Raw genomic sequence first — 14,507 nt, 5'->3', positions numbered from 1 at the left:
GAAGGCGGAGCACTTACGCTGTTTCGCCACGCACGAGCGAGAAGTGCGTGCGAGTGGTCGGCATCTCCAACTCCGACTCGCCCAGCAAAATCCGCAGTTCGATCGCGATGGCGTCGACCATGCCGACGAGATCGGTGTCCACGGTGGTGAGACGTGGTGACCACATCTGGCCGACGGGGGAGTTGTCGACCCCAACGACGGCGATCGTCTTGGGCACGGCGACGCTGAGTTCTCGGGCAGCGGCGAGCATTGCCAGGGCGACATCGTCGTTGTAAGCAGCGATACCGGCGGGGGTCGGCCCCGAGAGGACGGTTCGCATGGCGGCGATGCCGCTTTCGACAGTGAGGTCGACGGCTATGAGCGACGACTCGGGGAGTCCGGCGGTGCGAGCTACTCGGCGCAACGCCTCAAGTCGACTGGGCACGTATGGGTCGCGTTCGTAGGTCGCGGGGACCGCGAACCACAGAGCCTTCGGCTTGTGGTGTAGGAGTGCGGATGCCTGGAGATCGGAGATTCCACCGTCGAGTCGCGTGCTCGAGCGACCCGAAACCAGCGACGGGACGATGACGGTCCCGCGATCCTCCAGCCATACCCGGTCGTCGGGCGTGAGTACCCCGAGATCCACTACTGCCAGCGGCCGCAAGACGGCAACCGCCTGCGAGGTCGCCCTAGGGCTCTCCCCAGCGACCCGAATGACGACGTTCCCGCCAATCTGCCGAGTGTTGGCCATCACGCGTTCTACAGCGTCTTGGAAGTGGGCGGCGAAGCCGGCGTTGGCGACGAGAACGACGATGGTGTCGCTGCGGCCGCTCACGAGCGACCGACCAGCGACGGAGGGCTGATACTCCAGCTCGCGGGCAGCGTCGAGGACCTTCTGCCGGGTCTGCTCCGGAAAACGCGCGTCATTTCCGTTGAGGATGTTGCTGACCGTTGACCGGGAAACGCCAGCGCGGCGTGCCACGTCGGTGCTCGTGGCCGGTCGGGCCCGACCCTCAGTCGCGAACATGTGTACATCCTGCCATGCAGTATCCGTTGCGGTGGTGATCAAAAAGTTATGTCGTCTCACTCCCGGCTATGGACTCAGTAACACGTGTGCCCTAGGGTGGAGTCACGCGTGAGTCTCACGTGACACTATCGCTGAGTCTCGCGACGTGAAAAACCGCCGGGAACGCGAATCACTGACAAGGGAGTCCAAATAATGACACGTGCGAAGAGTCTGCGAGTCGCCGGGCTAGCGCTGGCGGCGGCCGCCGCAGTGGTATTGGCGGGATGCTCGGCGGGGGAGAGCGGTGAGGATGCCGAAGAGGCACCTCAAGAAGACCGCACATTGCGTCTGGCGCTCAGCGCACCTCCCTCCAACTTCTCCATCGGCGCATGGTCAGGTGGCGACGCGACCCTGTTCCTGTCGGTGTACGACACCGTGTTCCACCGTAACCTCGACGGTTCGCTCTCCGGCGGCATTGCGGAGGAATGGGAGTACAACGACGACTCCACGCAGCTCACTTTGACCATCCGTGACGGCGTCGAATTCACTAACGGTGAGGTGCTCGATGCGCAGGCCGTCGTAGCTGCGCTCGACGTAGCTCGCGCGGGCGCCTCGACTGCCGCGAACCTCGCGTCGGTCACCGACATCGAGGCCACCGATGAGTCCACGGTGGTCATCTCACTGGCGCGACCGGACGCTTCGCTGATCCCGATCTTGAGCGGTGTATCCGGCGCCATCGGCGCCCCGGAGGTCCTCACCGCCGAGAGTTCCCAGCTCGAGCCGGTCGGATCAGGCGCCTACACGCTGAGCGACGAGTCGACGGCAGGCGCCACGTACATCCTCGAGAAGAACGAGGACTTCTACGATGCCGAGTCCTATCCGTTCAGCACCGTAGAGATGCAGGTCATCGCGGACTCGACGGCTGCGCAGAACGCCATGAAGGCCGGCCAGCTCCACGTGACCGGTCTCAGCAATAAAGACCAGTTCGCCCAGTTCCCCGCCGACCAGTTCACGACCGGCGTCAGCCTCCCCGGAACGCTCGGCGCCCTGTGGCTCGTTGACCGCGAAGGCGTGGTTGTGCCCGCTCTCGCAGACGCACGGGTCCGTCAGGCGATCAACCTCGCCTTCGACCGGGAGGCAATCGCAACCGGACTCGGGTCGGGATATCTGCACCCGACCGCGCAGGTGTTCAGCCCCAGCGGTGCCGCGTTCCACGAGGACCTCACCGCCACCTATGACCTCGACGTCGAGGAAGCCAAGAACCTGCTAACCGAGGCCGGATACCCCGACGGCTTTGCGGTGACCATGCCCAGCACGGTGATGAGCACGCAGTTCGAATCAGCCATCGGGCAGGCCCTGGCCGACATCGGCATTACGGTCACTTGGGAGTCGGTGCCTTTCCAGGACTTCTACGCCAAGGTGCTAGGCGGCAGCTACGGCATGTTCTTCATGTTCAACGGCTTCAGCGGCTCGGATGCGGGCGATGCGAACGCGTCGCTCGCGGGAGTGTTCAACCCCTTCGGCTCGACGACCGACGAGTTGGAGGCGCTTCTCGCTGAAGCCAACGCCTCCGGGGATGAAGCGGCGTTCGGCGCTGTGAACGAGTACCTCGTCGAGCAGGCATGGTTCGCGCCGATGGTCTACATCACCCCGCTGTACGTGGTGTCGAATGACATCGACTACACGCCTCCCGTCGTCGCCAACCAGAACGTCCTGCCCTTCGCGCCGGCCGAGTAATCGAATGCGGGGTGGGGGCGTCGCCCCCACCCCGCCGAGGAGCCATAGTGATCTCGTTTATCCTCAGGCGGCTGGGTTCGGGACTTGTCCTGATCTTCATCGTCACCGCCATCACCTTCTTCCTGACCTTCGGCGCGGGCATCCCGGTTGCGCTGAATATCCTCGGCCCTGCTGCGACGCCGGAGCAGGTAGAGACCCTTAACACCCGGCTCGGCCTCGACCGCCCCATCTTCGAGCAGTATTTCTCCTGGCTCGGAGGCGTCTTCCGTGGGGACCTGGGTACGTCCTACTTCACGAGCGAACCCGTGGCGGATTCGCTTGTGAACCGGCTTCCGATCACGCTGTCGATCGTCGCGCTCGCGTGCATCATCACGCTCATCGTCAGTGTCGTCCTCGGAGTCGCATCGGCCGCCCGTGGCGGGTGGTTGGACAACGTGTTGCAGGGCATCGCGACGTTCTCCTATGTGTTCCCCGCCATCGTGCTCGGGATCGTGCTGGTTTATCTGTTCGCCATTGTGTTGCGATGGGTGCCGGCCATCGGGTTCGTGCCGATGGAGGAATCCTTCGGTGGTTGGTTCGCCTCGGTGATCTTGCCGGCGGTGGTGCTCTCCATCGGAGGTATCGCCTCCCTTGCGGCACAAATTCGCGGTTCGATGATAGATGAACTGAACCGCGAATATGTGCGATCGCTCCGCAGCCGCGGGGTCTCCGAGATGTCCATTCTTCTCAAGCACACGCTGCGCAACGCGGCCGGCCCGGGACTGACAACGTTCTCGCTCATGTTCATTTCGATGTTCGGTGCGTCGCTGTTCGTCGAGAAGATCTTTGCACTTCCTGGTTTCGGTACCTATGGCTACCTAGCCACCATCCAGGGAGATCTCCCGGCCATGCTCGGGGTGTCTCTGTTCAGTGTCGGGCTGGTCGTCATCGTGAACCTCCTCGTCGACTTGGCGAACGGATGGCTCAACCCGAAGGTGAGGGCTTCATGACCGTCTACGATCCCGCAGACTCGATCGTCGCCAATGAGATCCCCGATCTGACGACGAGGAAGCGAGCAGGTGCTTTCCGGCGTCTGCTGCGCAAACCGCTGGGCCTGGGCAGCTTGGTCGTCCTCCTTGCCATCGTGCTTCTAGGTCTGTTCGAGCCGCTCCTGAGCACCCACGACCCCATGTATGCGTCGCTGGACCATATCAATGCCGCTCCGGGCACACCGGGCTGGCCGCTGGGTGGTGACCAGTACGGTCGCGACATTTGGGCGAGGGTCCTGACATCCATCAATGTCTCAGTCATTTCGGCGCTGATCGGCGCCGGAGTCGGAGTCGCCGTGGGCTCTGTCTTCGGCCTCATCGCCGGATACGTCGGCAAGCGCACTGACGCCATCGCCTCCTGGGTCTTCAATCTCCTGATGACCTTCCCCGCCCTGATCCTGGTGATGGTGCTCTACCCCGTCATGGGGAGCAGTTACCAGGGAATGATGTTCATCTTCGGGCTGTTCCTTGCTCCGGGCATCTTCAGACTCGTTCGAAACCTCGTCGAGGGGGTCCGCAACGAGCTGTACGTGGATGCCGCCCGAGTGTCGGGCCTGTCGAATTGGCGGATCCTCTCCCGGCACGTTTTCTACATCGTCCGCGGGCCGGTCATCATCTCGGCATCCTTCCTCGCGAGCTCCGCCATCGGCGTTCAGGCAGGACTCGCGTTCCTCGGCTTCGGGTCCACGCAGACGCCGAGCTTCGGGTCGATGACCAATGACGCGTTCATCAACATCTACTCCCAGCCGATCCAGCTGGTGTGGCCGGCGCTGTTTCTCGCTCTCCTCAATGGAGGGCTGATCTTGCTCGGAAACGCCTACCGCGACGTGTTGGCAGGTCCGCAATCGACCGTGAAGAAGAAGCGAAGCTTGGCGGCGGCGGTGCCGGAGCCTGCTGCAGACCCGGACGCGGCGGCAGAGACGATGCGCGGAGGATTGCTGAGCGTCCGCAATCTTCGCGTCCAGTACCCGATGCCCGACGGCAACTATAGGGAGGTCGTTCGTGGCGTGTCGCTGGATGTGAACCCCGGCGAAATCGTCGGAGTCGTGGGTGAATCGGGTTCGGGCAAGACGCAGACGGCATTCTCGATCCTCGGGCTGCTGCCCAAGGAAGCGCGGATCACGGCGGATGAGCTGACGCTTGCCGGTGACTCGCTGCTGGGCAAGTCGCCGGGCGAGCTGCGCAAACTACGCGGAGGTGTCATCTCGTACATTCCCCAAGAACCGATGGCGAATCTCGACCCGAGCTTCACTGTCGGCTCGCAGCTGATGGAGGGGCTCACCAAGAGCATGTCCCGCAAGGAAGCCAAGGACTCCATCCTCGCCCTGCTCGAACGGGTAGGGATCCCCGACCCGCGGCGCACCTTCGCGTCCTACCCCCATCAGATCTCAGGAGGGATGGCACAGCGCGTTCTCATCGCCGGAGCCGTCGTCTCACGGCCGAAGCTGCTCATCGCGGACGAGCCGACGACCGCACTGGACGTCACGGTGCAGGCAGAGATCCTCGATTTGCTGCGCGAACTGCAGGGGGAGTTGGGAATGGGCGTGCTTCTGGTGACGCACAACTTCGGCGTCATCGCCGACCTCGCGGACCGCGTGGTCGTCATGCGCGACGGCGAACTTGTGGAGGAGGGTCCGGTGAGGGAGATCTTCCAGTCGCCGAAGCAGCGATACACGCAGGAACTCGTTGGCGCCATCCTCGACGAGGACGTGGTGCGGGAGGACCTCCCGGTGACTGCCGCAGCAGGAGAGGGACGGAAATGAGTGCATTGCTGGAGGTCGAGGATCTGACTCTCAGCTACCCGGGCAAGGGATTTCGCCGGCGATCTCCAGAGATTCTCAAGGGGGTTTCGCTCAACATCGCGCCGGGCGAGACGCTAGGGCTGGTGGGCGAGTCCGGGTCGGGAAAGACGACTTTGGGTCGAGCGGTCCTGGGCCTGGCGAGCCCGACAGGAGGGTCCATTCGCTTCGACGGCCGTGACATCACCCACCTTCCGAGCAAGCGAAGGCGCCCTCTGGCCCGTGACATCCAGGTCGTCTTCCAAGATCCATACACGAGCCTGAATCCCGCGTTGCAGATCGCGGACATCCTTGCCGAGCCGCTCATCGCCCAGGGGCTGGAAGGTCGGGAAGCGCGGATGCGCGTCATGACGCTGCTCGATCGCGTGGGGATGCCGTCCAACTCCGCCCAGAGGTACCCACGGGAGTTCAGTGGTGGCCAGCGTCAGCGTGTTGCGATCGCGCGCGCTCTCGCGTTGAAGCCGCGCCTCATCGTGTGCGACGAGCCGGTCAGCGCGCTGGATCTGACGACGCAGGCGCGTGTGATGGACCTGTTCATCGAGCTCCAACGTGAGACCGGGGTCGCCTACCTGTTCATCACACACGACTTGTCGGTCGTTCGGCACATCAGCCACCGCGTTGCCGTGATGTACCGCGGCGAGCTCGTCGAGACCGGGTCGACCGCTCAGGTGACGTCGAACCCGATCGACGAGTACACGCGCACGCTGCTACTCGCCGCACCGACATCTGACCCCGACAGGCAGCGCGCGCGCCGTGAGGCACGCTGGGCGCTCAAGGCAGCGCTGGCTGCGGCTCGGTGATGGATCGCAGTCAGGGCGCGGAGTCCTTCGGCGACGCTCTGTCTGTGCACTCGGTCGCGCTCGGACCGCTTGTCGACGTAGCTGCCCCTTCGGAACGCCCCGCCGCGGAGACGCCGGGCATGTCCCGCGCAGAGGTCGCGCTGCTGCTGGCGGGGACGCTCGGCGCAGCACTGGCCTACCTCGTGCCCATGGTCTTCACGCTCGCCCTACAACTGGACTTGTTAGAGCCTGGCAATGAAGCGGTACTCGGATACATCATCGGCGCGGGCTCTGTCTTCAGCCTCATCAGTGCCCCGCTGACAGGCATTCTGAGCGACCGAACCAGAAGTCGCTGGGGTAGACGGCGACCGTTCACCGTCATCGGCCTCATCCTGGGAACCGTCGCGATCGCAGTGATGGCCTCGTCGCCGGACGTCCTCACGCTCGGCGTAGGCTGGATTCTCGCCAATCTGGGCTGGGGGACGGCGCTCGGCTCGATCGGCAACATCCAGGCGGACAGACTCGCCGTATCGCAGCGAGGCAAGGTGGGAGCATTCACCGGGGTTGTGAGTCAGGTCGCGCCCGTCACCGGAGTGCTGCTCGTCGGCCCGTTCGCCGGGGATATCGGGCTGGCGATGTGGATGCCGGCTTTCGTTGGAATCCCCCTCGTAGTGGCGTTCGTGGTGTTCGTCAGGGACGACGACTCCCGACGGTTGCGCTTCGAGCACCGGCTGACTGCCAGACGGCTGTTCCGCAGTTATGGGTTCCATCCTCGCGAACACCCCGACTTCGCCTGGAACTGGTTGGGTCGATTCCTGTTCTTCGCCGGCATTACCTTCACATCCACCTACGGGACGTTCTTCTTTGCCGACCGGATGCAGCTGCCGGTACAGGAAATCGGCGGCGTGGTGGCATTGATGTCTGGCGTGGGCACAGCGGTCTCGGCGACAGGGGCGATCGCCAGCGGCTGGATCTCGGACCGGTTCGGGCGCCGGCGGCCGTTCATCCTTGCGTCGGTCCTGCTCTTCGCCACCGGAGCGGGTGTCTCGGCGTTCGCGTACAGCCTTCCTGCGCTCATCCTCGGAGGGGTGCTCTCATCACTCGGGATCGCTGTCTTCCTTGCCATCAACCAGGCGATGGTGCTGGACGTGCTGCCGCACCGTGAGACGCAGGCCGGACGTTTCATGGGCATCACGGCGTTCTCTCAAAAGATCCCGCAGGCGGTTGCGCCCCTCTTCGCGCCCTTGCTCCTGGCCACCGGAGCTGCCGGCGCAAGCAACTTCACCGCTCTCTATCTCCTGGCAGGCATGCTCGTGCTGGCCGGCGGGATCGTCGTCGTGTGGCGGGTGAGAGCCGTCCGCTGAATGTTATGGATCACATATCGACGTCGGCAACCGGAGCACCGCCGGAGAACTGCACTCTGACCGAACGACCAGGAGACCGTATGTCCGAGCGAATCGACAGGGCCGCGCTCGCCGCGCGTCACCGAGTCACGGTGCGCCAGCCGCATCCCGAGCACGTGTTGACCGTCGGCAACGGTGATTTCGGCTACAACGCCGACATCACCGGCATGCAGACCTTCGCAGACTTCCACGATGCGCGTCGAGCCATGGCGGCCGGCGCGGTCGCGGTCAACACCGCCACGATGAGCAACTGGGGGTGGCACGAGATGCCGAATCCCGAGGGCTACACGATAGAGGACGCGATGACGACGTACGACACCACGCGCGGGCCCGTTCGCTACCTCGACAAACACGACATGATGGGCGCGATGTCCGGCAATGTAGCGGACGAGTTCAAAGCCGGAGCGTGGCTCAATGCCAACCCGCAGCGAATGGACCTCGGACGGGTGGGCCTCGAACTCCGTCATACACCCGGGGATGCTGTGGAAGACGATCCGGCGGCACTGGCTGACGTCGATCAGTCGCTGGACCTGTGGACCGGGATGATCTCCAGTGCGTTCAGCTTCGACGGTGAAGCCGTTCATGTGCAGACTGTCGCGTCTCCCGATGACTCTGTCGTGGCCTTTCGAATCACGTCACGTCTCCTTATGGACGGTCGGGCACGCGTCGTCTTGCGATTCCCGTATGCAAGCGACGGGTTCTTCCAGACGGATGACTGGGACGCGCATGACCGCCACACATCGACCCTCGACGGCGACATCATTTACCGCCGGGTGGACGACTTCGCCTACGTCGTCGAAGTCTCGGCGACCGATGGAATTCTGATCGAGACAGCGGTCGCTCATGAGTTCGTCGTCGCGGTCGATCGGCCCCACATCGACCTCGTCGTTCGATTCGGAGCTGCGCCCAGCGGACTCCTGCCGTCGTTCCCCGAGGTCGCGCGCGCGTCCGCGGACGCAGGGGAGGCGTTCTGGATGAGCGGCGCAGCGCTGGATCTTTCGGCGAGCGCCGACCCGCGCGCGCACGAATTTGAGCGCCGGGTCGTGCTTTCCCAATACCTGACACGTGTGCACAGTGCGGGACACCTGCCGCCCCAGGAAACTGGCCTCGTCACGAACAGCTGGCAAGGCAAGTTCCATCTGGAGATGCACCTCTGGCACGCGGCGCACTTCGCGGTGTGGGGTCGTCCAGAACTCCTCGAACGTAGTCTCGAGTGGTACCTCACGGTTGTCGATGAAGCCCGAGCGACGGCCGCGATGCAGGGCTATCCTGGCGCGCGCTGGCCGAAGCAAACTGGGCCGGATGGGCGCGAAAGCCCCAGCGACATCGGCGCTCTCTTGGTATGGCAGCAGCCTCACATCCTGCACCTGCTCGAACTGGTCTGGCAGGCGAGCAGCCCCGAGCATCGTGAATACCTCGTCGCCACGTACGGCGACCTCGTTGACGCCACGGCCACCTTCATGGCGGCGTTCGCGGTCGAGCGGGACGGCGTGTTCCACCTCGGACCGCCGATCATGCCCGCCCAGGAGTTCTACGATGCGCGGAAAACCGTGGATCCGACGTTCGAGCTTGCGTACTGGTGGTGGGGTCTCGACATCGCCCAGACCTGGCGTGAGCGCGCCGGCGTCGAGCGCGACGCCCGATGGCAGGCGGTTCAAGACGGCTTGGCCAGCCCGTGCGCGGTCGATGGGCGCTATACGGCGGTTGCGACCGACGAGCCGCTTCGCCGTGACGACCACCCCTCGCTCTTGATGGCGCTCGGGGTCCTACCGCCCACGCCGATCATCGACCCGGAACTCATGAAAGCGACCCTCGGGGACGTGTGGGAGACCTGGGACTGGCCGACCGCGTGGGGTTGGGACTTCCCCGTGATGGCGATGACGGCGACGCGGCTCGGAGACCCTGCACTCGCGATCGATGCGCTGCTACGGGACGAGCAGAAGAACGGCTACACCGTGGTCGGCCATAACCCGCAGATGCGCGGGATCCTGCCGTTGTACCTTCCAGGTAACGGTGGCCTCCTCCTCGCCGTTGCCCTGTTGGTGCAGAGCCATCCGGCGCCTGAGGGATGGGCCTGGCGGGCCGAAGGATTCGAACGATTCCCCGAGGGGTGTGCCTTCGATTCGCAGCGGGTGCCCCAGAAGCCTCCCGTCGCGGATGCAGCCGCGACGGCGCCGGTTCACCTGACCGCCGAGGCCACCATCGGAGGCTGGCTCGAGCACGCCCGCGGGGGAGAACTCCTCCGGAACTTCCTCGCGCAAACCGGGACCTCGGCGGAGAGTCTCACCCCGCTCAGGGGAGTACCCCTCCGGCAGCTCGTGGCGCTCAGTCGGGGGCGGGTCTCGCAGGAGGCCATCGACGCCCTGGTGCAGGCGGCACAGGAATCCCCCACTCCGGCTGGCACGGAGGGAGAGTGACGGCGGTGGTGTGTCCGCAGGCGTCCTTGTGGGGCGCGTCGACCGCACCTGATCAGGTCGAGAGCAGCACGATCAACATTCCCTGTGAAGGAGCACGAGCATGAGCACCGACGACACCATTCGCCCGGGTCACGTCTGGCTGGACAGTGACGGAAAGCGAATCCAGGCGCACGGCGGGTCGATCTTCCATGAGGACGGGATCTTCACGTGGTACGGGGAGAACAAAGAGCGCACCACCCCCGGCAGTGGTATCTGGCATTGGGGAGTGAGGGCGTACACGTCAATCGACCTCGTCAACTGGGAAGATCGCGGTCTCATCATTCCGCCGGTCATCGATGATGAATCTTCACCGTTGCATCCGGCACAGAAGATGGATCGTCCGCACATCATCTACAACCGTGCAACCGGCAAATACGTTTGCTGGCTCAAAGTCATGGGCGAGGGCTCGCATGACACGCAAGCGTCCACGGTGCTCGTGGCTGACTCTCTGCTCGGGCCATACGACATCGTCCGCACCGGCCTGGAGCCGTTGGGGATGAGCGCCGGTGATTTCGACCTGGTCGTGGATTCGGCGACTGGGAGGGCCTACTACTACTTCGAGAAGGTCCACACCGAGCTCATCTGTGCGGAACTCTCAGAGGACTATACGGACGTGAGCGGCGAATTCTCGTCGCACTTCCGTCACCCTGGACCCCCTTTCACTCGAGAGGCGCCCGCCCATTTCGAGCGCAACGGCATCCACTATCTGCTCACCTCCGGCAGCACCGGGTACTTCCCGAATTTCACCGAGGTCGCCGCCGGCCCCGATTACCACGGCCCGTTCGACGTGCTGGGGCTGACGCATCGCGATGACGAGGAGGCCACGTCATTCCGGTCCCAGATCAGCTCCGTCTTCAAGCATCCTCAGAAACAGGACCTCTACATCGCGCTCGCCGATCGCTGGCTGCCCCAACTCCCGGTCGGCATGCCCAACGTCTACGACTCGGTCGCTGCGCGCATGCGCGGCGAGGCTCCGAAGTCGACCGACGTGGCCCCGGGCGTGTTCGCCGCCGCCATGGCGGCGGGGTCGGGGGAGAACACCGCGATCGCGGACTACGTCTGGCTGCCGATCCAGTTCGATGGGGACCGCCCATACATCCAGTGGCTGGACGAGTGGCGCGTCGATGATTTCGATTGACGCCGGCCACTGCGTGAATGCGAAGAAGGAGTGCGAGATGGGTGCCGAACCCGATGCGAAGCTGGTGCATAAGTCGTGGGACGCTGATGTCGATGACGCATTCGGCCGAGCGTGGGTCGACATCGATGAGCAGCGCGAGTCCCCGGTTGCGCATCGCTACGTGCACGGCGGGTTCGATTCGAGCGACACCCGCTTCTCGTTCTACTTCCCCTCCCCGAATGCCTACGAGGGGCGGTTCTTCCAGCACGTGACACCGGTTCCGCAGAGCGAGAACCTGGCGCAGCGTGCCGAGGGGGAAGAGGACAAGCTCACATTCACCTTGGCCAGCGGCGCGTACTTCGTAGAGACGAACGGCGGCGGCCCGGACGCCGCCAACCCGCTATCCGGGGTGGATCCGACCATTGGCGCATACCGCGCGAACGCCGCCGCCGCCCGGTTCTCCCGCGCCGTTGCCGCCGCGCTCTACGGCGAGCACCGCGCCTACGGATATCTCTACGGAGGGAGCGGCGGCGGCTACCGCACCATCGGAGCTGCGGAGAACACGACGGGGGTCTGGGATGGCTACGTTCCATATGTCATCGGGAGCCCCATGGCGGCGCCGAACGTCTTCGCGGTGCGGATGCACGCGCAACGAGTTCTGCGCAATTCCTTGGACCGAATCGCGGATGCCCACGACGTGGATGGAGACCCCGGACACCTCGTGCTGACCGACGAGGAGCAGGACGCTTTCGATGAGGTCACCAAGATGGGGTTTCCGCCGCGCTCGTGGTTCGGCTGGCGCACAATGGGGATGCATGGATTCAGTGCCCTCTATCCGGGCATTATGGCTGCCGATCCGGCGTATGCGACGGACTTCTGGGCCGTGCCGGGGTATCTCGGTGCGGACCCGGACTCGTCCGTGCATCGGGATCGTGTCGTGCATTCGGCCACGATCGACTCGGTGGTCGACGCAGACGCGGCGAGGGACGCCACATCGGGCGGCGTCGACGAGTCCTTTCAGCATGCGGGGGCGAGCAGTCAGTCGGGGGCGAGTTGGGTCGTTTTGAGCGAGGCGCCGGCGGGCTGGATCCTCGGCGCCGAACTGCATGTGCGCAGTGGTCTCGCCGCCGGTCAAGTTCTGCGGGTGATGTCCGTAGAAGGGCAGCGGGTGCTTCTCGAACCAGGACAGTCGCCTGAGGTTGTCGGTTCGCTGCGGGCGGGGGACGGCATAACCCTGGACAACTCCAACTTCCTCGCAGCGCAGACCTATCACCGGCACCAGGTGCCCGGCCCCGAATACCCTGTCTACGACATGTACCGTGACGGGCAGGGTGAGCCCGTGCATCCGCAGCGTGCGATGCTGCTTGGACCGATGTTCGCAGCGGCCGCCGCGGGGAGTGTTCCGTCCGGCAAGGTGTCGGACAAGATGATCGTCGTGTCCTGCATGCTCGACCGGGAAGCGTTCCCCTGGCAGGCCGACTGGTACCGGCAGCGGGTGAATGAGAACGCCGGTGGCAGTGCAGATCACCGCTTCCGACTCTGGTACATCGACAACGCGACTCACGGCGACGCGGACGCACCGCCGGATCAGACGCACACCGTCTCGTACATCGGGGCGCTGCACACAGCGTTGCGGCAGCTGGCGGCGTGGGTTGAACGCGGTATCGGGCCCGCCGCGTCGACGAACTATACCGTCAATTGCGGTCAGGTCTCGGTGCCCGGCGCCGTAGGCGAGCGAGCGGGCATTCAGCCCGTCGTGTCGCTGTCGATTGACGGAATGCGGTCGGCGCGGGTCCGGGTCGGGCAAATTGTGCGCGCCGACATCAGCGCGGACACGCCTGCTGGCGGACTGCCTCTCGTGTCCTTGGCGCTCGACCTCACCGGAAGCGGAAGTTTCTCGGCGCCGATCGAAATCGAACCTACCCGTCACCTCGAGATGGCCCAGGAGTGCACATTCGATCGACCGGGCACGTACTTCGTGAGCGCCCGGGTTACGTCCCAGAGCACGACGGACTCGGGAACGGCAGCTGGCCGAGTCCACAATATCGCTCGCGCCCGACTGACCGTTGAGGACTGATCCCCGAACTGGCGGTGATTGCGCTCAGATCCCTCGCTAGATGCGAGCGGACGACTTCCTCACAACGAGCTGCGGATGCAGCTGAACGTGTCGCGGCTCGGTGCGCGTCTGGTTGATGCGCTCCATCAGGAGCTCCACCGCCGTCTCGCCTGTCTGGATGCCGAACTGGTCCACAGTAGTCAGGGACACCAGAGGATGGCTAGCAAGCTCGATGTTGTCGTAACCGACGACCGACACGTCTCCGGCGGTGAGTCCGCGCTCTGTCACGGCGCGCAACGCTCCGATGGCGAGGGTGTCGTTACCGGCGAATATCGCCGTGAGGGCGTCATTGTCCTCGAGGAGCCTGCGCGCGGACAGGTATGCAGAGCCCTCGGCGGCCTCGGAGTAGACGACGTGGGGCGTGAGGCCCCGCTGAACCATCTGGAACTGGTACGTCGCTTGACGGATGGCATGCGGCGGCTGCGAGTCGGGTGCGCTCTCCGTGGGGTGCACCGTCAAGTGAGTGATGCGTTCGTGGCCCAGCTCGAAGAGGTGGTCCATAGCGAGTGTCGCACCGGCTTCGTCGTCGTTGGTGACCGTGTCGTAGTTGTGGGGATCGTCGTGGCGGCCGAGCAGAACGACGGGCACATACTCTGCTAGCTGGTCAAGCGCGGTCACGCTCACATCCAGGGAGATCGCGATGATGCCGTCCACCTGGCGGTCCACCAGTGCATCCAGAACCCCCAGGTCCTCTTCGTCGTCAAGGGACGGGGCGATGACCAGTTGGTATCCGCTGCCGGCCAGCTTGCGCGCGGCACCGTTGGTGACCTGGGTGAAGAAGTCATTGCCGATCTGAGGGATCTCAGACCCGATTGCGATGGTGAAGGTCTGGCCTCGCATGCCGCGGGCGCCGGTTCTGGGGCGGTAATTGAGTTCCTCGATCGCCTTCTGCACCCGCTCCTGCATCGCGGGGCTGACGCCGTACGCGTTGCGGATCACCTTGGAGACGGCGCCCTCGGAGACGCCGGCGTGCCGTGCAACGTCGGCGAGCGATGGGCGCCGTCGACGCGCCGGCGTTCCGGACTGGCTCATCATCGCTCCTGTCGAGACCTGGCAGCTGTGCCGCTGACCAGGCTCACACTAGTGG

Annotated in this window: 10 protein-coding genes and 1 pseudogene; 9 read left to right on the top strand and 2 right to left on the bottom strand. The window is 64.7% G+C overall.

Features of this window, described 5'->3' with window-relative positions:
* Positions 1-13 precede the first annotated feature (13 nt).
* Positions 14-961 carry a LacI family DNA-binding transcriptional regulator gene (locus QNO11_RS13835; protein ID WP_285169391.1) on the bottom strand — a complete coding sequence of 316 codons (948 nt, stop codon included), beginning with the start codon at positions 959-961 and terminating at the stop codon, positions 14-16.
* Between the two features lie 237 nt (positions 962-1,198).
* Here QNO11_RS13835 and QNO11_RS13830 point away from each other — a divergent pair, with 237 nt between their 5' ends.
* From QNO11_RS13830 to QNO11_RS13795, 9 genes and pseudogenes are all read left to right on the top strand, one after another.
* Positions 1,199-2,722: an ABC transporter substrate-binding protein gene (locus tag QNO11_RS13830; protein ID WP_257507682.1), complete on the top strand. Its 1,524-nt coding sequence runs from the start codon at positions 1,199-1,201 to the stop codon at positions 2,720-2,722.
* A pseudogene (locus tag QNO11_RS16315) lies at positions 2,710-3,060 on the top strand (hypothetical protein); the annotation flags it as partial. The gene QNO11_RS13830 and the pseudogene QNO11_RS16315, both read left to right, overlap by 13 nt.
* Positions 3,043-3,711: an ABC transporter permease gene (locus tag QNO11_RS13825; RefSeq protein WP_374113786.1), complete on the top strand. Its 669-nt coding sequence runs from the start codon at positions 3,043-3,045 to the stop codon at positions 3,709-3,711. The pseudogene QNO11_RS16315 and the gene QNO11_RS13825, both read left to right, overlap by 18 nt.
* The gene (locus tag QNO11_RS13820; protein ID WP_257507684.1) at positions 3,708-5,513 is read left to right on the top strand and encodes a dipeptide/oligopeptide/nickel ABC transporter permease/ATP-binding protein; all 1,806 of its coding nucleotides are present in this window, start codon (positions 3,708-3,710) and stop codon (positions 5,511-5,513) included. The genes QNO11_RS13825 and QNO11_RS13820 overlap by 4 nt, the downstream gene beginning before the upstream one ends.
* Positions 5,510-6,349: an ATP-binding cassette domain-containing protein gene (locus tag QNO11_RS13815; protein WP_257507685.1), complete on the top strand. Its 840-nt coding sequence runs from the start codon at positions 5,510-5,512 to the stop codon at positions 6,347-6,349. The genes QNO11_RS13820 and QNO11_RS13815 overlap by 4 nt, the downstream gene beginning before the upstream one ends.
* Positions 6,350-6,468: 119 nt before the next feature.
* Positions 6,469-7,692: an MFS transporter gene (locus QNO11_RS13810; RefSeq protein ID WP_257507686.1), complete on the top strand. Its 1,224-nt coding sequence runs from the start codon at positions 6,469-6,471 to the stop codon at positions 7,690-7,692.
* An 80-nt stretch (positions 7,693-7,772) separates the two neighbouring features.
* Positions 7,773-10,148, top strand: coding sequence for a hypothetical protein (locus tag QNO11_RS13805; RefSeq protein WP_257507687.1), 2,376 nt, complete (start codon positions 7,773-7,775; stop codon positions 10,146-10,148).
* 100 nt (positions 10,149-10,248) lie between these two features.
* A complete protein-coding gene (locus QNO11_RS13800) occupies positions 10,249-11,325 on the top strand; it encodes a family 43 glycosylhydrolase (RefSeq protein ID WP_257507688.1) in 1,077 nt (358 codons plus the stop codon).
* Between the two features lie 37 nt (positions 11,326-11,362).
* The gene (locus QNO11_RS13795) at positions 11,363-13,381 is read left to right on the top strand and encodes a hypothetical protein (protein ID WP_257507689.1); all 2,019 of its coding nucleotides are present in this window, start codon (positions 11,363-11,365) and stop codon (positions 13,379-13,381) included.
* 36 nt (positions 13,382-13,417) lie between these two features.
* Here QNO11_RS13795 and QNO11_RS13790 read toward each other — a convergent pair whose 3' ends face one another.
* A complete protein-coding gene (locus QNO11_RS13790) occupies positions 13,418-14,452 on the bottom strand; it encodes a LacI family DNA-binding transcriptional regulator (RefSeq protein ID WP_257507690.1) in 1,035 nt (344 codons plus the stop codon).
* Between the last annotated feature and the right edge of the window lie 55 nt (positions 14,453-14,507).

Origin of the sequence: Microbacterium sp. zg-B96, assembly GCF_030246865.1 — a bacterium.
GTDB lineage: Bacteria > Actinomycetota > Actinomycetes > Actinomycetales > Microbacteriaceae > Microbacterium.
The sequence above is the reverse complement of the archived record's forward strand: the minus strand, read 5'-3'. Positions and strand labels throughout refer to the sequence as shown.